The organism is Alkalicoccobacillus plakortidis, from assembly GCF_023703085.1.
In the GTDB taxonomy this organism is placed as follows: Bacteria; Bacillota; Bacilli; order Bacillales; family Bacillaceae_D; genus Alkalicoccobacillus; species Alkalicoccobacillus plakortidis.
In genome coordinates, this window is the sequence record NZ_JAMQJY010000001.1 from 2,065,459 (window position 1) to 2,089,550 (window position 24,092).

The 24,092-nt window shown below is 43.1% G+C and carries 22 protein-coding genes and 4 pseudogenes; 1 reads left to right on the forward strand and 25 read right to left on the reverse strand.

Annotated features, from left to right (window positions below; all coding sequences use genetic code 11):
- Window positions 1-57 precede the first annotated feature (57 nt).
- The gene (locus NDM98_RS10915; protein WP_251607407.1) at window positions 58-1,593 is read right to left on the reverse strand and encodes a BCCT family transporter; all 1,536 of its coding nucleotides are present in this window, start codon (window positions 1,591-1,593) and stop codon (window positions 58-60) included.
- 148 nt (window positions 1,594-1,741) lie between these two features.
- On the opposite strand from NDM98_RS10915, the gene NDM98_RS10920 reads away from it, so the two are divergent.
- Window positions 1,742-2,392, forward strand: coding sequence for a nuclease-related domain-containing protein (locus NDM98_RS10920; RefSeq protein ID WP_251607410.1), 651 nt, complete (start codon window positions 1,742-1,744; stop codon window positions 2,390-2,392).
- An 887-nt stretch (window positions 2,393-3,279) separates the two neighbouring features.
- Here NDM98_RS10920 and NDM98_RS10925 read toward each other — a convergent pair.
- The 24 genes and pseudogenes from NDM98_RS10925 to prfA all read right to left on the reverse strand — a co-directional run bounded on the left by NDM98_RS10925 (window position 3,280) and on the right by prfA (window position 24,009).
- Window positions 3,280-3,681 carry a F0F1 ATP synthase subunit epsilon gene (locus NDM98_RS10925; RefSeq protein WP_251607413.1) on the reverse strand — a complete coding sequence of 134 codons (402 nt, stop codon included), beginning with the start codon at window positions 3,679-3,681 and terminating at the stop codon, window positions 3,280-3,282.
- A 31-nt stretch (window positions 3,682-3,712) separates the two neighbouring features.
- A complete protein-coding gene (gene atpD / locus NDM98_RS10930) occupies window positions 3,713-5,131 on the reverse strand; it encodes a F0F1 ATP synthase subunit beta (RefSeq protein WP_251607416.1) in 1,419 nt (472 codons plus the stop codon).
- A 31-nt stretch (window positions 5,132-5,162) separates the two neighbouring features.
- Entirely contained in the window at window positions 5,163-6,026 is an 864-nt protein-coding gene (gene atpG, locus NDM98_RS10935; protein WP_251607420.1) for an ATP synthase F1 subunit gamma, read from the reverse strand.
- Between the two features lie 38 nt (window positions 6,027-6,064).
- Window positions 6,065-7,581: pseudogene (gene atpA / locus NDM98_RS10940) on the reverse strand (F0F1 ATP synthase subunit alpha).
- 53 nt (window positions 7,582-7,634) lie between these two features.
- Window positions 7,635-8,183, reverse strand: coding sequence for a F0F1 ATP synthase subunit delta (locus tag NDM98_RS10945; protein WP_251607423.1), 549 nt, complete (start codon window positions 8,181-8,183; stop codon window positions 7,635-7,637).
- Window positions 8,180-8,676: pseudogene (gene atpF / locus NDM98_RS10950) on the reverse strand (F0F1 ATP synthase subunit B). The gene NDM98_RS10945 and the pseudogene atpF overlap by 4 nt, the downstream one beginning before the upstream one ends.
- Before the next feature lie 87 nt (window positions 8,677-8,763).
- Window positions 8,764-8,985 carry a F0F1 ATP synthase subunit C gene (gene atpE / locus NDM98_RS10955; RefSeq protein WP_251607426.1) on the reverse strand — a complete coding sequence of 74 codons (222 nt, stop codon included), beginning with the start codon at window positions 8,983-8,985 and terminating at the stop codon, window positions 8,764-8,766.
- 72 nt (window positions 8,986-9,057) lie between these two features.
- Window positions 9,058-9,804 carry a F0F1 ATP synthase subunit A gene (gene atpB, locus NDM98_RS10960; protein WP_373370373.1) on the reverse strand — a complete coding sequence of 249 codons (747 nt, stop codon included), beginning with the start codon at window positions 9,802-9,804 and terminating at the stop codon, window positions 9,058-9,060.
- A gap of 6 nt (window positions 9,805-9,810) precedes the next feature.
- Window positions 9,811-10,200, reverse strand: a complete 390-nt coding sequence (locus NDM98_RS10965) for an ATP synthase subunit I (RefSeq protein ID WP_251607429.1) — start codon at window positions 10,198-10,200, stop codon at window positions 9,811-9,813.
- Window positions 10,190-10,423, reverse strand: a complete 234-nt coding sequence (locus NDM98_RS10970) for an AtpZ/AtpI family protein (protein WP_251607433.1) — start codon at window positions 10,421-10,423, stop codon at window positions 10,190-10,192. The genes NDM98_RS10965 and NDM98_RS10970 overlap by 11 nt, the downstream gene beginning before the upstream one ends.
- A gap of 249 nt (window positions 10,424-10,672) precedes the next feature.
- Window positions 10,673-12,925 carry a S8 family serine peptidase gene (locus NDM98_RS10975; RefSeq protein WP_373370404.1) on the reverse strand — a complete coding sequence of 751 codons (2,253 nt, stop codon included), beginning with the start codon at window positions 12,923-12,925 and terminating at the stop codon, window positions 10,673-10,675.
- A 137-nt stretch (window positions 12,926-13,062) separates the two neighbouring features.
- Window positions 13,063-13,692: a uracil phosphoribosyltransferase gene (gene upp, locus NDM98_RS10980; protein WP_251607436.1), complete on the reverse strand. Its 630-nt coding sequence runs from the start codon at window positions 13,690-13,692 to the stop codon at window positions 13,063-13,065.
- A 512-nt stretch (window positions 13,693-14,204) separates the two neighbouring features.
- Window positions 14,205-15,459, reverse strand: a pseudogene (glyA, locus tag NDM98_RS10985) (serine hydroxymethyltransferase).
- A 135-nt stretch (window positions 15,460-15,594) separates the two neighbouring features.
- A complete protein-coding gene (locus NDM98_RS10990) occupies window positions 15,595-16,143 on the reverse strand; it encodes a TIGR01440 family protein (protein ID WP_251607439.1) in 549 nt (182 codons plus the stop codon).
- A gap of 9 nt (window positions 16,144-16,152) precedes the next feature.
- Window positions 16,153-16,590 (reverse strand): ribose 5-phosphate isomerase B, encoded by a 438-nt coding sequence (gene rpiB / locus NDM98_RS10995; RefSeq protein ID WP_251607441.1) that lies wholly within the window; start codon window positions 16,588-16,590, stop codon window positions 16,153-16,155.
- A gap of 75 nt (window positions 16,591-16,665) precedes the next feature.
- Entirely contained in the window at window positions 16,666-17,964 is a 1,299-nt protein-coding gene (locus tag NDM98_RS11000) for a methyl-accepting chemotaxis protein (protein ID WP_251607444.1), read from the reverse strand.
- A gap of 18 nt (window positions 17,965-17,982) precedes the next feature.
- Window positions 17,983-18,417, reverse strand: a complete 435-nt coding sequence (locus NDM98_RS11005) for a low molecular weight protein arginine phosphatase (protein WP_251607447.1) — start codon at window positions 18,415-18,417, stop codon at window positions 17,983-17,985.
- A gap of 56 nt (window positions 18,418-18,473) precedes the next feature.
- Window positions 18,474-19,017 (reverse strand): annotated as a pseudogene (locus NDM98_RS11010) (manganese efflux pump MntP).
- A 583-nt stretch (window positions 19,018-19,600) separates the two neighbouring features.
- Window positions 19,601-20,644, reverse strand: a complete 1,044-nt coding sequence (locus NDM98_RS11015) for an L-threonylcarbamoyladenylate synthase (protein WP_251607450.1) — start codon at window positions 20,642-20,644, stop codon at window positions 19,601-19,603.
- Between the two features lie 204 nt (window positions 20,645-20,848).
- The gene (locus tag NDM98_RS11020; RefSeq protein WP_251607453.1) at window positions 20,849-21,304 is read right to left on the reverse strand and encodes a GNAT family N-acetyltransferase; all 456 of its coding nucleotides are present in this window, start codon (window positions 21,302-21,304) and stop codon (window positions 20,849-20,851) included.
- 58 nt (window positions 21,305-21,362) lie between these two features.
- Entirely contained in the window at window positions 21,363-21,551 is a 189-nt protein-coding gene (locus tag NDM98_RS11025; RefSeq protein WP_373370405.1) for a hypothetical protein, read from the reverse strand.
- A 25-nt stretch (window positions 21,552-21,576) separates the two neighbouring features.
- Window positions 21,577-22,005 carry a stage II sporulation protein R gene (locus NDM98_RS11030; protein ID WP_251607459.1) on the reverse strand — a complete coding sequence of 143 codons (429 nt, stop codon included), beginning with the start codon at window positions 22,003-22,005 and terminating at the stop codon, window positions 21,577-21,579.
- 53 nt (window positions 22,006-22,058) lie between these two features.
- Window positions 22,059-22,937, reverse strand: a complete 879-nt coding sequence (gene prmC / locus NDM98_RS11035; RefSeq protein WP_251607462.1) for a peptide chain release factor N(5)-glutamine methyltransferase — start codon at window positions 22,935-22,937, stop codon at window positions 22,059-22,061.
- Window position 22,938: 1 nt separating this feature from the next.
- Complete coding sequence (gene prfA, locus NDM98_RS11040; protein ID WP_251607465.1) at window positions 22,939-24,009, reverse strand: peptide chain release factor 1; 1,071 nt, start codon at window positions 24,007-24,009, stop codon at window positions 22,939-22,941.
- Window positions 24,010-24,092: the final 83 nt, after the last annotated feature.

Genomic DNA, 24,092 nt, shown 5'->3' on the forward strand with positions numbered 1-24,092 from the left:
CTTGAAATTTACAAATTTTAAAAAAAGCTTAGTGATTGCGCATCACTAAGCTTTTCTTTATTTTATAAAACCTTGTTCACGTGCAAGAATTTTAGCTACTCTCGGTGCATGCCAGATAAGTGGCAGCATCAGAATGGAAACAGGAACTGCTGCAATCACAACAAAAGATTGTAGCGCGCCGATTCCGCCCCCACCAATATTTATTAGTAACACCGCAATAACCGCCATAATTACGGCCCAAAACACTCGAACCGGTTTAGGTGGATTTCCAACTCCTGTTACACTCATCGATAATGAATACGACATAGAGTCTACGGTTGTGACAACAAATAAAATGGTAAGCAGCAAAAAGACAAATGGCATAATTGTTCCAAGCGGCATTTGATGGGCAATCGCAATGATCGCTGCAGGCAACCCATTTTCAAAAAGTGGTTCACTAATGGACCCAGGGTTGTTCAGCTCATAATGAATTCCACTTCCACCTAATACAGTAAACCATAAATTTGTAATGATTGGCGTCAGGATTGCAACAACTAGGAAGATTTCACGAATGGTACGTCCGCGAGAAACCCTTGCTACCAGTAAGGCTACTAATGGACCAAATCCAATAAACCAACCAAAGAAAAATAATGTCCACGAACCAAGCCATTCATTATCTCCTCTAAACGTGCTCATCCGAATAAAATCACTTAGATATACACCGGATGAAGAGATAAAGGAATCAACTATAAAAAGTCCTGGACCACAGATCAACAGAAACACAGCAATAATTAATACCATATTTACGTTTATACTACTAAGCCATTTAATCCCTTTATCGATTCCAGTTATGGTTGAGACCAAAACCACCGATGTTAAAGCGATGATGATAAGTACCTGCGTTATGAATGTGTTCGGCCAACCAAATAGCGCATTCACCCCATAGCTTACTTGTAGACCAAGAAAGCCGATTGGACCAATTGTACCAGCGGCTGCACCAATGATACAAACCACGTCAGCAGCTGTACCCCATGCACTGGTTTTAATTTTTTCACCCAAAATTGGATAAAGCAATGTTCTCGGCTTAAGTGGCATGCCCCTGTGATTATGGGCGTACATAATCACGATTACGCTAATTGCTCCGTATACCGACCAAGCGGTGAATCCCCAAGATAGGAAGCTTTGAGCTAATGCTGGGCTAACAGCAGCTTCCGTTCCACTCTCAATCCCTTGGAAAACGGGCGGCATGTCGATAAAGTAATACATCGGTTCAGCAGCAGCCCAGAAAACTCCTCCTGCTCCGAGTCCAGTTGTCACGATTATCGCTAAATATTTGAAAAAGCTCATTTCTGGGGTTTTTAATTTCCCTAACACAACATTTCCACTTGCTGAAAAGGCGATATAAGCCCCCACAATAAAAGTGGCAATAAGAAGAACCTGCCAATAAGGCCCAAAATAACGAATGGCATAATCAAAACCAAGATCGACATATTTCGAAGTCCACGTAACATTTAACAAAGATAATAATACAAATAAAACCAATATGCCTCCGCTTATAAGAAAAACTGGCCAATTTAATATCTCTTTGATCTTACTCCAATCCTTGCGACTCATTCATTTCCTCCAGTTGATACATTTTATAAGCAACAATCGTACCATAGATACTACGAGCGAATATTGTGAATCCTTTTTTTGTCGAAAAGAGGACTTAGGTTGTACAAAAACGAATGGATATGTAGCGGTGTAAGGAGGTGATTTTATTATGATGACCCTAAAAGAACGAGTTATGCCTATAAAACTTCAACAATTAAGGGCTTTAGAAAAAAGATTAGGAAGATTGTCTGGCAAGATGAAGGACGATATTGCGCTCTATGAAGCAGGATATCGAGGTGAACAGAATCTCGATTATCACCTAGGATTTTTAGGTGTTAATGAATTTGAGATCGTACATGACGTAAGGATAAGCAATGGTCGAGGAAACTATTTTCAAATAGACACACTCGTGCTGACCACTCAATTTTTTGTGATTCTAGAAGTGAAAAATATGGTCGGCCGCTTTGAATTTAATGACGAGCTTAAGCAAATGGTACGCATTTGGAATGGTGAGGAGGTCTTAATGCAAAACCCTTTAAACCAAGTTCGTAGGCAACAAACTCAATTATCCGATTGGTTGCTAGATCGCGGATTCCCTCTCATGCCAATTGAGCAGCTAATAGTCTTCGCAAACCCCTCCACCATCGTGCACTCAACAGAAGCAGGAAGGCATACATTATCAAAAGTTGTCTATGCAGAAGGCGTTGTGCCTCGATTAGAAAAGCTGAAATCGAATTACGGAAAAGCGAAGTCCTATTTGGATAATGTGAAACTTCGAAAAGTTGCTGAGCAGCTCAAAGCAAGTCATTCCCCCTTTTAACCTCAATTTTAAAACTCTACCATCTCAAACCATCTCAATTGCAAAAAGGAGTCTACTGTCCCAGTTGTCGTACACCAAACATGGTACGTCGAGGCAGAAGTGGAAACTGGCACTGCCAATCATGTCCCATCACCTCTAAAACTGCACACGTACAAGCTTTGGAGGATTATTATTTGTTGATCAAGCCGACGATTAGCAGCGCGGAGTTGCGGGAGTTTTTGGGGATTGAATCCAGAGTTGTTGCGTATCACCTACTTAATAAGTTAGACATTAAACGAACGCACAAGAATCGGCATTGCTACTATCACCTAACTTTCCCACTGAAGTTGAAGTAAAAAGAGGGAGGACATCGGAGTTAGTAGAGTTTATGGCCTAGTTTAGCTCGGATCGTAAGACCATCGCTCCAGTTTTTTATCCTATCGTTCCAGTCGGCGGGCCATCTGCTCCAATTTCTTACTCTATCGCTCCAGTCGGTGCTCCATCGCTCCAGTTTCTTACCCTATCGCTCCAGTCAGTGCTCCATCGCTCCAACTTCTTACTCTATCGCTCCAGTCAGTGGGCCATCGCTCCAATTTCTTACTCTATCGCTCCAGTCGGTGCTCCATCGCTCCAGTTTCTTACCCTATCGTTCCAGTCAGTGCTCCATCGCTCCAATTTCTTACCCTATCGCTCCAGTCAGTGCTCCATCGCTCCAACTTCTTACTCTATCGCTCCAGTCAGTGCTCCATCGCTCCAATTTCTTATCCTATCGCTCCAGTCAGTGCTCCATCGCTCCAATTTCTTATCCTATCGCTCCATTCGATGGCCCATCGCTCTAATTTCGTCCTCACCCCGACACCCCCCAACCAAAAAAACTGCCCTCCACATGTGGAGAGCAGTCTTTTTTATTATTTACCCGCGACTTTCAAGCGGTTGAGGGCACGTTCGAGAGCGGCTTTGGCGCGGACGGTGTTGATGCCGTCGTGGCTTTGGGCGTTTACTCGTTTTTCGGCGCGTTCTTTTGCTTGTTGGGCGCGGTCGACGTCGATGTCAGTCGGTTGTTCTGATGCTTCTGCTAAAATGGTAACCTTATCCGGTCGTACTTCTACGAATCCGCCGCTGACCGCGATGATATCTTCGGATGAGCCTTTTTTCATTCGGGCTGCGCCGATGGCAAGTGGCGAAACGAGCGGGATATGGTTTGGTAAGATACCAAGCTCACCTTCAACAGTTCGAACAACCACCATGTCGACGTCACCTTCGTAAACAGTGCCGTCTGGTGTTACGACGCTGGCATGAACAGTTGGCATAAAATCCCCTCCTTTTCAGCAGAGCTTGGTTTTAGACCATTTGCTCTGCTTTTTCAACCACTTCTTCAATGCGGCCAACTAGACGGAATGCGTCTTCTGGCAGATCATCGTATTTTCCTGAAAGGATTTCGCTGAATCCTTTGATTGTTTCTTTAAGTGGTACATATGAACCCTTTTGTCCCGTAAATTGCTCAGCTACGTGGAAGTTCTGGCTTAGGAAGAACTGGATACGACGAGCTCTTGATACAACAAGTTTGTCGTCCTCAGATAATTCCTCCATACCAAGGATCGCGATGATATCTTGAAGCTCACGATACTTCTGTAGTGTTTGCTGTACGCGACGAGCGATTGAATAGTGCTCTTCACCAACTACTTCTGGAGAAAGGGCACGTGATGTTGAAGCTAATGGATCAACCGCTGGGTAGATACCCATTTCAGTTAGTTTACGCTCAAGGTTTGTTGTTGCATCCAAGTGAGCAAACGCTGTAGCTTGTCCTGGATCCGTATAGTCATCGGCAGGTACAAAGATCGCTTGGATCGATGTAACTGAACCTTTTTTCGTTGAAGTAATACGCTCTTGAAGTTGACCCATCTCAGTTGCAAGTGTTGGTTGGTACCCAACGGCAGATGGAAGACGTCCAAGTAGTGCAGATACCTCTGAACCAGCTTGTGTGAAGCGGAAAATGTTATCAATGAAAAGTAGCACGTCGGCTCCTTGCTCATCACGGAAATACTCAGCCATTGTCAAACCGCTTAGTGCAACACGCATACGCGCACCAGGTGGCTCGTTCATTTGACCAAATACCATTGCCGTTTTCTTAATAACGCCAGCTTCAGTCATCTCATGGTACAAGTCATTACCTTCACGTGTACGCTCTCCTACTCCGGCGAATACAGAGATCCCGCCGTGCTCTTGAGCTACGTTATTGATTAATTCTTGAATTAGAACGGTTTTACCTACTCCCGCTCCTCCAAATAGTCCAACCTTACCACCTTTTGTATAAGGGGCAAGCAAGTCAACTACTTTGATTCCTGTTTCTAGGATCTCAGTTGCTGTTGTTAACTCGTCAAAAGCAGGTGCTTCACGGTGAATTGGGTCACGGCGCACACCACTTTCTACTGGATCTTTGAACTTCAAATCAATCTCATCACCAAGTACGTTAAATACGCGACCTAGTGTTGCTTCTCCAACTGGGACTGAGATTGGTGCTCCTGTATCGACAACGGCTGTTCCACGAACAAGACCGTCTGTTGAGCTCATTGCAATTGTACGAACAGTGTTGTTACCAAGGTGAAGTGCAACTTCAAGTGTGACTGATACGTCAACAGCGTTTGTTTCACTACCTTGTTGATTTACGGTTAAGGCATTGTTAATTAGAGGAAGGTTGCCATCGACAAACTGCACGTCAACAACAGGTCCTGTAATTTGAATAATACGCCCTGTGCTCATCTTTTTCCCTCCTATTTAGATCGGCAACAGTCTACTCGAGAGCGGCTGCTCCACCGACGATTTCTGTGATTTCCTGCGTAATAGCCGCCTGACGTGCACGGTTATAGGAAAGTGTTAAGTCATCAATCATAGAGTTTGCATTATCTGTTGCAGAACTCATGGCTGTCATTCTTGCACCAAATTCACTAGCTTTCCCATCAAGCAGTGCACCAAAGATTAGGCTCTCTGCATATTGAGGAAGCAATTGGTCAAGAATGGCTTGCTCATTAGGTTCATAGATATAGCTTGCATTTGAACTAGCTGACTCGTCTACAAGTCCAGCTAAAGGTAATACTTTATTCTCTGTTGGAACCTGAGATAGTGGATTTACAAAGTGGTTATGCCAGATGTATAACTCATCAAATACTTGATCAGCAAACATATCCACTGTTGTACTAGCTAGTTTCTTAATATCACTAAACTCGGGCTGATCTTGAACTTGAATCATTTCCTGAATAATTGGAAGTCCTCTTCCTCTTAACAAGTCACGACCAATTCTTCCGATAACAATTAAAGCATACTCATCCGTAGAGTTGTGACGCTCATTAAGTGTTTTAGTCAGCCTGCGAATAAGGGAACTGTTATATCCACCAGCTAGGCCAGTATCAGATGTAATGACAATATATCCTGTTTTCTTAACCGGACGTTCCTCAAGTAGTGGGTGCGTAGCATCGGTGCCGCTTGCAGCCATATTTGATACCACTTCTTTGATTTTTGCAGCGTACGGGTTAAAAGCCTGTGCTTTTTCCTGTGCGCGGTTAAGCTTAGATGCCGCAACCATTTGCATAGCGCGCGTAATCTGCTTTGTTTTTTTCGTAGAAGTGATCCGGTTTTTTATATCACGTAAAGAAGCCAATCTCTCACCACCTTTATTGAAAACTTGGGTTTATCTGCTTAGCTATCAGATACGTTAAAACCTTTTTTGAACTCTTGAATAGCTGCTCTAAAGTCGCCATCATCAGGTAGGTTACCTGTTGTACGAATGTGATCCAAGCAAGTCTTTTTTGTTGAGGTCCAAAAATGCGAATAGTTCAGCTTCAAAACGAAGAACATCTTTAACCGGAATATCGTCTATATAACCATTTACTAGCGAGAACAGGATAGCTACCTGCTTCTCAACTGGAACTGGTTTATTAAGATCTTGTTTAAGAATTTCAACAGTACGTACTCCACGGTTTAGTTTCGCCTGAGTAGCTGCATCTAGATCAGATCCGAATTGAGAGAATGCTTCTAGCTCACGATATGAAGCTAAATCTAAACGTAGCGTACCTGCTACCTTTTTCATTGCTTTAATCTGAGCAGATCCTCCAACACGAGATACCGAGATACCTGGGTTAACAGCTGGACGAACACCTGAGTAGAACAAGTCAGATTGTAAGAATACTTGACCATCTGTAATCGAGATTACGTTTGTTGGAATGTATGCTGATACATCACCAGCTTGTGTTTCGATAAATGGTAGAGCTGTAATTGAACCAGCGCCTTTATCGTCACTTAGCTTCGCTGCACGCTCTAGTAAGCGTGAGTGAAGGTAGAATACATCCCCTGGGAATGCCTCACGACCTGGAGGACGACGAAGCAATAGGGACATTTCACGATAAGCAGCCGCTTGTTTAGATAAATCATCATAAATTACAAGTACGTGCTTGCCATCGTACATGAACTCCTCTGCCATCGTTACCCCTGTGTAAGGAGAAAGGTAAAGCATTGGTGCCTGGATCAGAAGCCCCAGCTGTTACAACGATTGTGTAATCAAGTGCTCCACGTTGACGAAGTGTTTCTACCACGTTTGATACAGTAGATTCCTTCTGTCCAATCGCAACGTATACACAGATCATGTCTTGGTCTTTTTGGTTAAGAATTGTATCAATTGCAATAGAAGTCTTACCAATTTGACGGTCACCGATGATAAGCTCACGTTGGCCACGACCAATTGGAATCATTGAGTCAATTGATTTGATACCTGTTTGTAGTGGTTCATGAACCGATTTACGATCCATTACACCAGGTGCATTTCCTTCAATTGGACGGCTTTTTGTTGTGTTAATTGGACCTAGTCCATCAACAGGCTGACCAAGAGAGTTTACAACGCGACCAAGAAGTTCTGGTCCTACTGGAACCTCCATGATGCGACCAGTACGCTTAACCTCGTCACCCTCACGAATACCAAGATAAGGGCCAAGAATGATAATACCAATGGTGTTCTCTTCCAGGTTCTGAGCCATACCCATGACACCATTCGAGAATTCTAGTAATTCACCAGCCATTACGTTCTCAAGACCATGAGCAAACGCAATTCCATCCCCAACGCGGATAACTGTACCAACGTCTTGAACTTCAACATTTGCTTCAAAGTTCTCAATTTGCTGTTTAATCAGCGAGCTAATTTCTTCAGCTTTAATGCTGCTCATTTTGATTCACCCCTTTAGTGATTGCTACCGATATTTACTACTATCGATATTTGCTACCGATTTCCTGCTAACAGGTTTCGTTCCAGACGGTTCAGCTGACCTTTGATGCTGCCGTCATATATACGATCGCCAATGCGGATTTTCACTCCGCCAACTAGCTCTTTGTCTACCTTATTTGTTGCGATGAGACGGCTTTTGCCTGCTTTAGGCGCAAACACAAGCTCAACTTGCTTTAACTCTTCATCTGTTAAAGGTTTTGCAGAATACACCATTGCATCTGCGATATTTAATAAATCATGATGTAATTTTGTAAACGCCTTAGATAGGTCAGACACAATTGAAAAACGCTGACGCTCAAGTAAAAGAAGAAGTGTATGTAAAACATCTGCCCCTACTTGTCCTGAAAAGCTTTTACGAACCAGTTCCTTTTTCGTTACTAATGTAACCTTTGGGTGGTTGATTGTCTTTACAAGTTCTGGCGTACTCTTTATAACGGATTGAATAATTTCTAGCTCTTCGCCTGTTTTTTCAAGTGTACCTTTTGACTGGGCCAATTGAAAAAGAGCAACCGCGTAACGATTTGCTACCGCTTGGTTGCTCATAGCTCTTCGCCCGCTTGTTTAAGATAGTCTTGGATCAACTGTTCTTGAGCTTTTTCATCCAATTCTTTCTCAATTACTTTTTGAGCAATTAAGACAGATAAAGACGCGACCTGTTCGCGAAGAGCCACAACAGCTTGGTCTTTTTCATTTTGGATTTCAGCAATAGCTGTATCTTTCATACGCTGAGCTTCTTCTTTAGAGGTTTTAAGAATATCCTGCCCCTGTTGCTCGCCTAATTTCTTAGCATTTTCAATGATTCCTTGAGCTTCTTTTTTTGCATTGTTTAATTCTTCACGTTGTCCTGGTTAAGAAGTTCTTCCGCATCTTTACGATTACGTTCTGCAGAGTCAATTTGATCATTTACAAGCTTTTCACGTTGCTCCATTACTCCAAGAAGTGGCTTTAGAGCAAATTTGCTAAGTAACGCTAAGAGAATGATAAAACCAAGTAATTGAAAAATAATTGAACCCCATGGTATTACTAATCCACCCATGATTTTGTACTCCTTTCGTCGCTATACATAAGGAATGGCGAAGGTTCAAACATGAACACAGTCGCCATTATTATACGATCGTACTAATTAACCACCAATACCAAATAGCATTAAGATTGAGATAACAATCGCAATGATCGGAACAGCCTCAGCCAATGGTACACCAATAAACATAAGTGTTTGAAGTGTTGATTTAAGTTCTGGCTGACGAGTTACACCTTCAAGAGTAGCTTTAACAATGATAGCAACCGCAATTGCCCCACCAATAGCAGCAAAACCAGCTGCAAGTGCAATACCTAAAAATAACATAATTCATGTTCCTCCTAGTAATATAGTTTTTTATATATATAGTTTGTCCGAAAAACGGACGGTGTTAAAGAATTAATGTGCTTCTACTTTATGAGACATATAAACCATTGCTAGCATCACAAAGATATAAGCCTGTAATGTTCCAATAAAGATACTAAATGCTTGCCAAATGACAAGAGGACCCATTGCTGCTGCTCCAGATAGAAACTTCATCATGAAACCAGCGCCTTCAATTCCAAATCCAGACGTACCGAAAGCAACAATCAAAATCATAAGAATTTCTTTAGCGTAAATGTTACCGAACAATCGCATACCTAGTGTTAGCATATTTGCAATTTCTTCAATGATCTTAAATGGTAGCAGCACCCAAACAGGTGTTATGTAGCCTTTTAAGTATCCTTTCATTCCATTAATACGTAAGCCATAGATATGTGTCAGCAATACGACAAAAACAGAAAGAGAAAGAGCCATCGCGGGATCGGAAGTTGGAGATTTCCACCAAACCTCATGAGTTTCTTTGTTATATATTTCAAATGGAATCCCTAGCATATTACTTACAAATACGTAGAATAGAAGTGTAACTGCTAAAGCAATAAATCTTCCGCCGACTTCCCAACTCATATTTGCTTTTATAATGTTTCGACAAAAATCTACTGTCCATTCCAAGAAATTCTGAAGTTTGCCAGGACGAACAGATAAATTACGGGTGCCAATAAAGAAAAGCAGAAATATAATTAAACTTGCGACAAACGACATTACAATCGTTGAGGCATGGAAAGTAAGTCCGTATATTTCCCATTTGGCCATTACATGGTCCACACACCATCACCTCTCTTTAAAAATAAATTTTCGAACGCTGTCAATGAATAGCATAGCGTATACCGAAGAAAAGCCTACCAAAACAAATAGTACATCTAGCCATTGTGGAAAGATAATTGCGATATAAATAATGACTACTGGACAAACCATTCGAACGATAACGTTCAATCCTACAAGCAATGACATCGTACGGTTCTGCTTCAAGGCGACATGTCCTATGATTTTTGCATCAACAAAGTTCAACAAAAGATTCACAAGCCCTGCAACCAACCCAGCAAAAATACTTAGAAACAAGATATGAAATGGGCTAATGATAAACCCAGCCATGCAAATAGCGGCGCATACACCAAGTATCGTCGCATATCTCTTCATATTTGTTTCGAGTTCACCTGTCATGTTCATCGTCTCCTAAAAAAGGCTGAACTACCTTATACATTCCATAACAGCCTGTTAAGAGTCCAACAAACAGGAAGATGATTAGAAACCAAGGCATTGTTCCTAGTTGACGATCTAACCATAACCCGATAAATACGCCACCTACTAATCCTCCAACCAAGCAAGAGGATATCATCGAAACTAATCCCGCTGTCTTCCAAAGGTTAGATTTTTGTTTCGGCATGTTTGCCTCCAGACACAAAAAAACTAATGTCTATATGTAACCCTTACCATTTGTCCCTAGTTATCGTACAATAGCGAAACCCTTGTGTCAACGGTGTTTTGCCATGAAAAAAAGGGGGTACAGAAGTTGGTCACGATTGTTCACACATCCGTCATAATGTCTGCAAGATTTTCCATAACGCACCTAATAAGCATACTTAATTAAATGAAAAAACTCAAGAGAAAACGCTTTCTCTTGAGAAGTTTTTCGCTATTCTCCGTCAATTTGTATCATAGACTCAATAATATCCTGACGTCCTTCTTGTTTTGCAAACACTAATGCTTTGTACGTTCCAGGTGGAAGGCTCACATCTGTTATTTCTGCTTGAACCATGCCCCGGTCTGAGTAATCTCTCGTCTCAAGGTACGTAATAAATTGAAACGTGTCAGGATCATACAACGCAATCCCCGATTCTTCTGCTCCTCCAGGAAGATAATATTCATATCTGTAGGAATTCGGTTTATCTCCGTGCACAAATTGAAAAGCCATGACTCTTGGATAATCTGGTTCCTCCATAAATAAAATGTAGGGTAGTAAAATATCTTCCTTGCCACCTGTGATCTTAATATGGTCATAATGAATGCCTTCACCTAAAATAGATGGCATCAAATCTAGAGAAAGTGTGACTTCTTTTTTCTCTTTAGGTTTTAGTGTCACAGCTGGTGGTGCGTGCCACTCCATACCATCTAGCAACACAAAAGGCGGATCAATATGGTACGTATTCGTCTGATCACTTTGATTTTCGACGGTAATGGTTACCGATCGTTTCTCACGAATATCATTTTTCGACCATTTTCCAAACGTAATTGCAGCTGGGTACACCAATGTATCTAATTCAAGCGACTTATTTACCTGCAGACGACCTGCCCCTTGCTCGTGCGGCGCATACAAATCGCCTTCCTTATTAAACAGTTGCTTCGCTGAATTCATCAAGGCAGCTTTTATTTGTTCAGGTGTCCAGTCCGGATGAGCTTGCACAAGGAGCGCCGCCGCACCTGCTACATGTGGCGCTGACATACTCGTGCCATCAAGTCCCGTATAGCCACCAGGAACCGTGCTATCAATGCTCATCCCCGGTGCAACAAGATCTGGTTTCACTTCCCATGAAAACGTCACAGGACCACGCGAACTAAACGGCGCTAAGAAATCTTGTTCTTTTCTGTACATCGTACGAAGAATCGATGAATGAGTCGAATCTAATTTTTCGAGCAGCCATTCCCCATCTTCTTGACTTAATGTTCCTGCTGGCAGTGAGTGTCGTTTCTCCACTCCACCAACAAACGGACCTGATGTATTATTATAAATCAACACACCAACTGCGCCGGCTTTCTGCGCAATCTCCACCTTTTCTTCAAATGAAATTCGCCCACGTTTCACTACGGCAATTTTACCTCGTGCCTCAAGCTCCTTATAGTCATCACCCATTCCAAAACCAGCTGAAACATATTCAAAATCCCTTCTCAGCGTCCAGCGATCCGTGCCTTTAAGAGCATTTAACTCTAATTCCTTACTCTCACTTGGGATCGTAATATATGGTGTTTGCATTGGGGGTGCGGATGCCCCAACGGATATCGCTTGTTGCGCAGTCCCTGGTGAACCCACCGTCCACATAGCCGGGCCACTGTTTCCGCTTGACGTCACAGCAACAACTCCCTGCTCAACTGCTTTATCCAGCGCCAAACTCGTTGGCCAATCAGGCCCATTCACGGTATTCCCAAGTGACAAATTTAGAACATCGACTCCGTCCTCAACCGCTTTTTCAATCGCCTCAATTACCTGTTCCGTTGTGCCTTGACCACCTGGTCCAAGTGCACGATAAGCATAAATTTCTGCCTCAGGAGCCACACCCTGAACTCTGCCGTTCGCTGCAATAATGCCTGCCACATGTGTTCCATGTAACGTTGGCGGACCCTGAGAGGCCTGCGTTTCCATTGGATCTAAATCAGAATCAATGATGTCATAACCGCCCTTATAATTCCGCACCAAGTCAGGATGAGTATAGTCAATCCCCGTATCAATGACCGCTACCTTTACACCCTCACCCGTCAGCCTATGTCCCGATTCATCCAACATGCCCCGGACAGAACCCGCCCCGATAAAAGGCACACTCTCTTCTAGTGCAGCTTGATAAGTCGCAATTTCATCCACTCGCTCCACATGTTCAATCTGCTTAATTGTATCCAAATCTTTTTTGGAAAGACTCATGGAAAAGCCATTATATAATGTGGAAAACTTCTTACGAATGACACTGCCTGGCACTTGTGCGGACACCTCAGCTAGCGCCTCATCAAGTTTTCCCTGCTTTGCCCCTACTATAACCACCGCCTGCTCTGCCTGCTCCTGCTCTATTACAGTCGTTTGCGCAGGAAGATCAGGATATAACACCTCTGCAACTACAGGCGAAGGACTGATTACACATAAAAAAAGTAACAGCCAAATTCGGATTTTCTTCAATACTCTCACCTCCATTGCGTTACGTATCCTATGTAGTATGAGGGAGTGAGCCACGCATTATACACCTTTTACTCGGGAGAAAAATGGGAACAAAAAAAAGACCTCGCGCGAAACGTATCTCGCTCGAAATCTTTTAGTTCCATCTATTATTTTGTACCAAAAAGTCGGTCGCCAGCATCGCCCAAACCAGGCACGATATAGCCATGATCATCTAACTTCTCATCCATAGCCGCTAAATACAAATCAACATCTGGATGCGCCTCATTCAAAGCCTTAACCCCTTCAGGAGCAGCAACCAAACACATTAACTTAATACTTGTCGCTCCACGCTTTTTAATACTCGTAATCGCATCAATCGCCGAACCACCCGTTGCAAGCATCGGATCAATGACAATAAAGTCACGCTCCTCCACATCCTTTGGCAGCTTCACATAATACTCAACCGGCTTTAATGTTTCTGGATCACGATACAAACCAACATGTCCAACCTTAGCAGCTGGAATCATGCGCAAAATACCATCCGTCATCCCTAGACCCGCACGTAAAATCGGTACAACCCCAAGTTTTTTCCCTGCGATCCGATTCGCTTTTGCTGGCCCAACAGGTGTTTCAACCGTTGTCTCCTCAAGCGGTAAATCACGTGTAATCTCAAAAGCCATCAGCGCCGCAACTTCCTCAACCAGCTCACGAAATTCCTTCGTTCCCGTTTCCTTATCACGTATGTATGATAACTTATGCTGAATTAGAGGGTGATCAAAAACATATACTTTACTCATGGCAATCGCTCCTTTTATTGGACTTTCCTTAAAGCATTCTAGCGGAAACAAGCTCCTTGTTCAAGTCTGAATACTTTTTTGGGGCGGAGTGGAGGTGGAGAAGTTCTTGGTAATGCGCGACGGCTCTTGGTGTGGCGCGGAAACTCTTGGTAAGAGGATCTGGCTTTTGGTGTGGCGGTGCCGTTCTTAGTAAATTGCTCTTTCCTCTTAGTTAAGATACATAAGTTCTTCGTTTTAGGTCCCTGCTCTTGGTTATAAGTGCTTCTCTCTTGGTATCGCACCCTACCTCTTGCTATGTCATCCGTCCTTCTTGATCCGGTGCTCATTCCGCTTGCTATCGTCCTCCGGCTCTGGCTAAAATTCCATATTGTCTTGATCCCACCATTATTCTTCTTGCCAAATCCCCAAACCTTCAATCTGTTATAAAAATGGGCATTTTTATTCCTTATTTCTTTTACTCTTTACAAAAACCTCCTGCCCCGCAACATGCGGTACAAGAGGTTTTATCTGTTTTATAGGTTTGGATACATTGGGTATTTTGCTGTTAGGTTCGCGACACGTGTGCGAACTTGCTCGGCTACTTCTTCGCTATCAACATTTTTCAATGTTAATGCGATGAGTTTACCGACTTCTTCCATTGCTTCAGCATCAAAACCACGAGATGTAACAGCAGCTGTTCCTAAACGGATACCGCTTGTTACGAATGGGCTTTGAGGGTCGAATGGAATCGTGTTTTTATTTGTTGTAATACCTACGTGGTCAAGTGCTTTTTCTGCTACTTTTCCAGTAAGTTCTAGAGATTGAAGGTCCATTAATAATAAATGGTTATCTGATCCACCTGAAACAAGATTAATGCCTTCTGATTTCAGCGTTTCTCCAAGATGTTTTGCATTATCAATGATATTTTGTGCATATGTTTTAAATTCTGGTTTAAGTGCTTCACCAAATGCAACGGCTTTAGCGGAGATAACGTGCATGAGTGGTCCACCTTGAATACCAGGGAAGATCGACTTATTTAGTGCTTTGCCGTATTTTTCACCAATTTCTTCGTTGGTCAAAATAATTCCGCCGCGTGGTCCGCGAAGGGTTTTGTGAGTTGTTGACGTAACAAAATGGGCATGTGGAACTGGGTTTTGGTGTAATCCAGCTGCTACTAGACCTGCGATGTGCGCCATATCAACCATTAAAAATGCTCCAACTTCATCGGCGATTTCACGGAATTTTGCAAAGTCAATTTCGCGTGGGTACGCACTTGCTCCTGCAACGATCATTTTTGGTTTGTGCTCTTTTGCTAGTTCACGAACAACATCATAATCTATAAGTTGAGTCTCTTTATCGACACCATACTCAACAAAATTATATTGAACACCACTAAAGTTTACAGGGCTACCATGAGTTAAGTGACCACCGTGAGATAGGTTCATCCCAAGTACAGTATCTCCTTGGTCAAGCACTGTAAAATACACAGCCATATTCGCTTGGGCTCCTGAGTGGGGCTTGGACGTTTGCATAAGCGGAACCAAAAATTTCATTTACTCGTTCTTGTGCCACTTCTTCTACGATGTCAACATATTCACAACCACCGTAATAGCGACGACCTGGGTAACCCTCTGCATATTTGTTTGTTAATACAGAACCCTGAGCCTCCATTACCGCTTCACTAACAAAGTTTTCTGAGGCAATTAATTCAATTTTGTCGCGCTGACGACCTAACTCCAAATTAATTGCTTCTAGAATTTTCGGATCTTGCTTCTTTAGATTCTCCATTACCCATTCCCCTCTCAAAAACCGCTCTCATTCGGTTTTAGACTATTTCTTTAAAGATTCAACTATATACTATCATATAATTAAGAGTATTTCCGTAACATTTGGTGAAATTCGTGAAAATCATTCTGTTTTTACTTATTCGTATACAGCTCTTATTCCACCAATTAACTTAGGACGGGTAATCGCCATTGTTACGTGGGCCGCCCCAATCTCTTTGATTTGACTTCGAACAGGCACGGCTACTTGTCTTAAGTGCATGCCTATAAATGTATCGCCAATATCAATTCCCGCATCTGCACGTATGGATTCGACTAAAACCGGAGAGTTCATTTGTGAGAAGGCATATTCAGCCATCGCTCCTCCCGCTTTACGAATCGGAACAGCTGACACTGGTTCATACCCACGCGTTCTAGCAGAATTTGCTTCTACCACAAGTGCTCGATTAAGGTGCTCACAGCACTGAAATGCTAGTTCAACACCAGTTTTTTCTTTGTAAGCCAAAAGCGTTTGGTAAATAGCTGTAGCTACTTCCTCAGAACCATTTGTGCCGATATGCTCGCCGATGACCTCACTTGTGCTTGTGCCTATGACTAACAAATCCCCCGTAGTTAGCGACTTGGCTTGGTGTAGATCTTCAAGCAGCTTTGAGAGAGAGAATGTAATTGTCTCGGATAATTTACTCATAAGCCGCTCCTAACATTCGTATTTAGACACCTTTTCAATACGATTCGCATGTCGTCCACCTTCAAATTCGGTTTGTAACCAAGTACGAACAATTTCAATCGCAATACCAGGACCAACTACTCGCTCTCCCATTGCTAACATGTTGCTATCGTTGTGCTCACGTGTCATTTTTGCCGTGAATAAGTCATGTACAAGCGCACAGCGAATCCCTTTTACTTTATTCGCTGAAATGGACATACCAATACCTGTCCCACAAATGAGAATGCCTCGATTGAAGGTTCCATCTGCTACTTTTTCAGCAGTTGGGAAAGCATAATCGGCATAATCAACAGATGCTTTTGAATTTGGACCAAAATCCTCACACTCATGTCCGAGTTCAATGATTACTTCTTTAATACTCTCTTTTAAATCCACTCCTGCGTGATCTGAAGCAATTGCAATTTTCATCAAGGTTACCACCTTTATAAGATTGGTTTATAAAAAAAACGCCTTCATTCAGATAGGCGTTTTCTTTAGATGTAGTTATATTGTAAACCTTTCGATCGTTGCCTTCAATCTCTTCGCCTGAACAGATAATTCCTGCGCGGCTTTTGACGTGTCAGCAATGACACTTGTTTGCTCATTTGCAAGCTTCGTAACACTTGATGAATCGCGTGATGTTTCTTCCGCGATTGCAGCCACTTCCTGAGAGGCTTTTGCAGTTACTTGAATGGCTTTCATTTGGTTATCAACCATGCCAGTAATATCAGAAATAACAGCAGCCACTTCGTCTACGGAACGGGTCATTTCTTTCATTGCCCGGCTCGTTTCCTCACCTTGTTTGGATTGCTCATTCGCTTCAGCTACTTGATCGCTAATCTGCAGGACCACATTTTTCACTTCTGTCTGAATGGTATGTACAAGATTTGTAATATCGGCAACAGCTTGTGCACTTTCATCGGCTAACTTACGCACCTCTTCGGCCACAACGGCAAATCCCTTACCTTGTTCTCCAGCACGAGCCGCTTCAATCGAGGCATTTAACGCCAAAAGATTTGTCTGACCAGCAATTTCACCAACAAGTGAAATAATTTGTTCCACCTCACCAGCTTGTTTCTCTAATTTTTTTACAGCCCCTAGTGATGCTTGATTATTGTTGGCTAACAGTCGAATTCCTTCAACTAGGCCTTTAATAACCGTTCTGCTTTCACTAAGGTTGTGAACCAGTTGCTTGGAGGAATTGCGAGATTGGTCTGCACGACTTTTCACTTGCTCTGCAATTTGTTTTGCCTCATTCATTGATTCAGCATTTTTACGACTGACTTCTGCTGAACCAACCGCCCCTTCGGAAATGGATTGAAGTGTTTCTCCCATTTTTTTCACTCGTGAGGAAGCCAGTTCAGAAGACTGTGTCATATCACTCACTCGTTGCTCTGTTGCCAAAAAACTAGAATCTATATCCTGAACCATTTGTCGCAAATTAAGTAGCATTTCATTATACGCTTCGCCTAATGCTCGAATCTCATCATCGGATCCTGTAATGATGACATCCTCCTGAATATCACCAGCCGCAGCTCTCCTTGCTGATGCTTCCAGACGATTAAGCGGTTTAGTGATATAACCCGCCGCGAAAAAGCAGAGTATACCTGTCCACACAACACCTGCAATAAGAGTCAAAATGGTGAAGATCTCACTATTTAATCCTAACCATTCAGAAAAATAATCAGATAGGACAAAGATAAATAAAGAACTGATTCCATAAGTAACCAGTGCTAAGCCACTAACTCCGAGTACTAGCTTCTTACGGAGACTAAAACGATACGAAGGTTTTTCCCTTTCCAACTCAACATCCCCTTACGCTCACATTTTCCATTTCTCAAGCAACTCATCTATACATTGCTCAAGTTCAATCCCTACTTGTTCATATTCTTCTTTTGGACCACCAATTGGATCCGCAATATCTCCGCCTGTTGCTGCATATCCCTTTAACGTGTGCACTTTTCCAGATGCATTTGGATGTTTGATGGAAAGCATCTCTTTGTGGCTAGATGTCATCGTCAAAATCACATCTGCCCAACTGACTAATTCAGCCGATACAGACTGCGAAAAATGTTGATGGCTAATTCCTCGTTGATCTAGCACATCCGCCGTACCCTGAGAGATCGGCACACCAGGCCAGGCCGTTACCCCTGCAGATTTTACAGAAAGTTGATCACCAGCTTTTTCTTTTAGTAGGTACTCCGCCAACGGAGACCGGCATGTGTTTCCCGTACAGACAAATAAGATGTTTTTCAACTTAGACAGCTCCTTTTTAAATAAAGTGTTGCCCTTATTCTACCATCTCTCGTCTGTTAAAGTGGAAACATAATTTTCACACCGAATCCAATAAGAATACAGCCACCCAGAAGCTCTCCATAGATGCCAATATACTGTTGAAAACGCGAGCCAATCATCAGACCTAGCCACGACAATATCATACTAACTAGTCCAATTAGACACACTGTCAAAATCGTTTTCGCTCCTAAAATCCCAAAGCTCAAACCAGCAGAAAAACTATCCAAGCTCACACTAATCGCAAAAGCAGCTAGCCCCCATCCAACCGGCTTCAAAAAAGAATTATCCTCCGTAGAAAACGCAGACAAAATCATTTGAAGACCAATTAAAAACAACAGCCCCCCGCCAATATAAACGGCGACCATATCAAAATAGAGCGAAAGCCATTTTCCCGCAGCCATGCCCAAAAGCGGCATCGCTACATGAAACAATCCAATGGTTAACCCAATCCGAAAAATCTGCCGACCACGCAGCCCCAAGCATTCCCATTCCAAGCGTCACCGAAAACGCATCCATGCCAAGCGCAGCTGACATAATTAATATCGTCACAAATTCACTCATTGTTAACTCACTCCCCGAACATGCTATTTGAATGTATGCATGCCCAAGCCAAAATAGACAACCTATGTGAGAGGTTGTCTATTTTTTGATGAGGTGGGGTGGAGCACGACACTTTAGTTCCGCTCATGGATCTCTGCTTTCCCCTCATGGCGGCCTGGTTCCGCTCATTGACCTCCGCTTTTCGCTCATGGCGGCTCGGTTCCGCTCATGGATCTCTGTTTTTCGCTCATGGCGACCTGGTTCCGCTCATACATCTCCACTTTTCGCTCATGGCGACCTGGTTCCGCTCATACATCTCCACTTTTCGCTCATGGCGACCTGGTTCCGCTCATACATCTCCACTTTTCGCTCATGGCGACCTGGTTCCGCTCATACATCTCCACTTTTCGCTCATGGCGACCTGGTTCCGCTCATTGGTCTTCGCTTTTCGCTCATGACGGCCTGACTCCGCTCATGAATCTCCACTTTCCGCTCATGGCGGCCTCGTTACGCTCATTGACCTCCACTTTCCGCTCATAGGCCTATCCTCATTTCACTTAGTCTCCCCACGCAAAAAAACCGGCACTCGGCCGGTTTTCTACTTTCACTCTATAATTCTTCCTCCCGCCGCCTTGAGCAAGCGGTTCATGACCGCGGCTCCGACTCCACTTTCAGGGAATACTTCTGAGTAGATGACATCAATGTGATGATCATCAAATTGGCGCAGGCCATTGTATAGCAGGGCTGCGGTTTTAGCCAGGTCTCCATCGGCTCCGCAGGCAAATACAAAGTCGGCTTTGTATTTGTGCTGGCGGTTCTCTGTTGTAAGTACGCCGACACGATTACCCTGCGCCGTCTCACTGGCAACCAACTCATGAATCCGATCTGGATCACGGACAAGCGTTAGACTTCCTTTTGGCGCGTAGTGTGTATATTTCATACCTGGAGACTTTGGAGCTTGTCCTTCTGTAACCAAGGCTTGGTCCAGTTCAACATCCGCCGCAACTTCTGCGATCTGCTCCAGTGTAATTCCACCTGGGCGAAAGATGACCGGGTGCTGACCACTAATGTCGAGCACGGTTGATTCTAGACCTACACCGGTTGGTCCTCCGTCGATTACCCCAGCAATTCTGCCCGCTAAATCAGTCCACACGTGGTCGGCTGTTGTTGGGCTTGGTCTACCTGAAAGGTTAGCACTCGGCGCAGCAACTGGCACATCCGCTTTTAAAAGTAGTTCTCGAGCAACCGGATGTGACGGCATTCGCACGGCTACAGTATCTAACCCGGCGGTAACATCAGATGGAACCCGATCACTTGCTTTAAAAATAAGCGTTAATGGACCCGGCCAGTAAGCCTTCATTAGCTTTTCAGCCACTTCAGGTATTTCCGTTACTAATTCATCCAACTGTGCTCGATCCGCAATATGCACAATGAGCGGATTGTCATTCGGACGACCTTTTGCTCGGAAAATCTCTTTCACCGCATCTGAATCCAGTGCATTTCCTCCTAATCCATAAACCGTCTCGGTTGGAAACGCAACCACGTTTCCTTGCTTAATCCATTGTGCGGCTTCTTGCAGGTATTTCTCTTTATTCTGAAGATTCATTGACTTATTCACATTCCAACGTTTTGTCTGTATATAACTCATATCACAGCTCCTATCCTCCTCATTTTGAGATGTGCATTCTCTTTTGTCAACTTCCTTTAAAAAGTGACCAAATCCCTAGTAATGATAAGGGTTACAGGCTACTAATTTCGTAGCTACAATCAAATAAAAACACCCGTTCGTATACAACGAACAAGGTTACCCACACCTGTGGATAACCTGTAGATAAGCCGTCAGTTCTGCGATTTATTCACATGATTGTTCGAGTAATTCACAGGCAAAAATCGACACACCTTTATTCTCAAATTGCTGGAAATGTGATAATCGTTTTATCTCTGTTGGTACCTCATCCTGTTCAATTTCTCTAAAATGAAGCTGTTCAAAAAACGCTCCTGCCTGTTTTGTTATGAGAAATACTTCTTTCAGTTGAAGTTTTCTCCCATAAGCAAGTGCTGCTTCTAGGAAACCCATGCCTTTTGCCGGTGTAAAATAATCCGTTTCAAGCACTAGTGAGCGCAATAACCCATAGTCGCCTGCAGGTTCAAGGCCAATAATACCTACAATCTCATTATCTATGGTTTCAGCTACAAGAAAATAGCTAGTAATATTCCTAGTATCATCTTCACGAAGTCCCGCCCTTGCAAGAAGTCGTTGAATATATAGTAGATCTCGATCCTGAGCCTGTCTGAATACCATTGTCATACACAACTCGCCCCTTTTTCACTCTTTGCACCATCTTATGCAGGGCTTGTCTATAGTATTACTGCTTCTTGGCAACTGTAGTTGTCTCATCACTACCAAACAATGTATCAAACAATCCTTTGAAAAAATCGACTACAAAAAACGAAACCTCTACTTCTTCTTCAGGCTGTGTTTCAGCTTCAACATTTTCTGCTGGAACAGCTTCACTCTGATCCATATCAATAAAACATAAAGGCGGGAACAACACACACCACCAGTTTTCTCCCTTTCCTTCACCCAAGCGTAATTAATACGGCTTGATACTCTCCTGCAGGGTACACCAGGTTCCCATAAAGCTTGGTAGGAAAATCAACTTGTTCAAATCCTACTTCATAGGATTGCTTAATCCCTTGATTAGTAAGCTCAGACTCTACAATCGCTTCTACTTCATTTATCTTCGAGTTAATGATCGTCATTGCTTCTTCTTTGGATTCAATACCGGTTACCCATTCCGTAATCGACGCATTCACTTTATCACGGATCTCACGTTTAAGCTTTTGATCGCTAATCGAATCACTATTTGCTAAAATACGAAGACGTATCGCATCCTCTTGACTAACTTCTTGGTGGAATGCAGCAATTGCCTGGTTTCCTTGGTCTTCCCAGCTGATTAATAAAACAAAAAAAGAGAATAATAGATAAATAATAGCTTGTGGTTTCATGACCAGCACCATCCCTTCCCCCTTATTGTGGTCGGGATGATCTGGCGCTAAACCTATAACTCTTCGACAAAATTTCCATATGCAAGCACGATGCGGTCTTTTTTATTTATATCCAATCGGACCTCGGTATCTGTATTCGGAAACGCCTCTTGTAGCATCTTTCTTACTGCTTCACCTTGCCCTGCTCCTACTTCAAATGCAACAAGCGCACGCGGTTTCACTACTTGTTTTAGCTGATGTGTTAGCTTCCGGTAACAATCTAAACCGTCACGACCTGCAAATAACGCGAGCTCCGGTTCATGCTCTCGTACATGTATGGCGAGTGACTCTCGATCTGATTCAGGGATGTACGGGGGGTTCGAGACAATGATGTCAAATTGCTTTCCCATTTGTATAAATGGTTCTAACAGATCACCTTGGTAAAAGGTAATGTCAGCTTGATGTTCAGTTGCATTTTGTTTTGCCATTTCCAGTGCTTTTTCGGATAGATCAGAAGCAGAAAGACGTAGCCATTTGTCCTCAAGCGAAAGAGTTGTGGCAATAATTCCACTACCAGTGCCAACATCAACCGCCTCCAGTTCTGCATGACCAAATAAGACTTTCCTGCGTTCCAACACAGCAATAATTAATTCCTCTGTCTCCGGTCTTGGGATGAGCACGTCGCCTGACACCTTAAATGGACGACCAAAAAATTCTTCATGTCCAATCAGATGCTGAACGGGATAGCCTTTTGCAAGCATGTACACATCCTGTTGGAAAGCCTCAAATAGTGTCACAGGAATCTCATCCTGAAAACGAGCAAACAAACCAGCCCGTTCGACGCCAAGATGATGGCGGAGCAGCCATTCACCAGCCATTGTCTCAAGCTTCCTCTCCTCCAAAAAAGAAGAAGCCCAACGGAGGGCTTCATGTATCGTTCGGCTTGTAGCCATCTTAGTCTTCTGCCCTTTGCATAAGCTCAGACTGCTCTTCCATAATGAGTGTATCAATGATTTCATCTAGCTTACCTTGCAAAATTTGCTCCAGCTTTTGCAACGTTAAACCAATACGATGGTCCGTTACCCGACTTTGCGGGAAGTTGTAGGTACGAATTCGTTCAGAACGGTCACCTGTTCCAACCGCTGTTTTACGCGTTTCGTCATATTCAGCCTGAATTTCACGATTGATCTTATCGAATACACGAGCACGCAAGATCTTCATCGCTTTTTCCTTGTTTTTGATCTGTGATTTTTCATCCTGCATCGACACAACTGTTGATGTAGGAACATGCGTCAAACGAACGGCAGACATGGTTGTATTTACACTCTGTCCACCTGGACCACTTGAAGCAAATGTATCCACACGAATATCCTTCTCATGAATTTCTACTTCAACCTCTTCCGCCTCTGGAAGGACCGCAACTGTTGCAGTAGACGTATGAATCCGACCACCAGACTCCGTTGAAGGAACACGCTGCACACGATGTGCCCCATTTTCATACTTCAGCTTAGAATAAGCTCCAGTCCCGTTTACCATAAAGATGATCTCTTTATATCCACCAAGCTCTGTAGTCGTTGCTTCCATCACTTCGATCTTCCAACCTTGTGCTTCTGCAAAGCGATGATACATTTTGTACAGATCTCCAGCAAACAGCTGTGCTTCGTCTCCACCAGCCGCTCCACGGATTTCAACAATTACGTTTTTATCATCGTTTGGATCCTTAGGAAGAAGCAAAATATGCAAACGTTCTTCAATCTCTTGGCTTTGCGAGGAAAGCTCAGAAATCTCTTCCTTCACCATTGCATACATCTCATCATCCAACTTATCTTCCATCATTGCTTTTGCATCTTTTAATTGCTCAGAAACTTCCTTATATTCACGATACGCTTGAACTGTGTCCTCAAGACCAGACTGCTCCTTGGAATACTCGCGCAATCTCTTTGTGTCACTAATAATATCCGGGTCACTTAATAATTCATTCAACCGATCATATCTGTCTTCTAAAGACTGTAAACGATCAAACATGCCTTCACCTCATAGTATAATATCCGTACATAGCATAACGTTCTAAGTATAGTATATAGGCACCCCTCGGTCAACGTGACCCA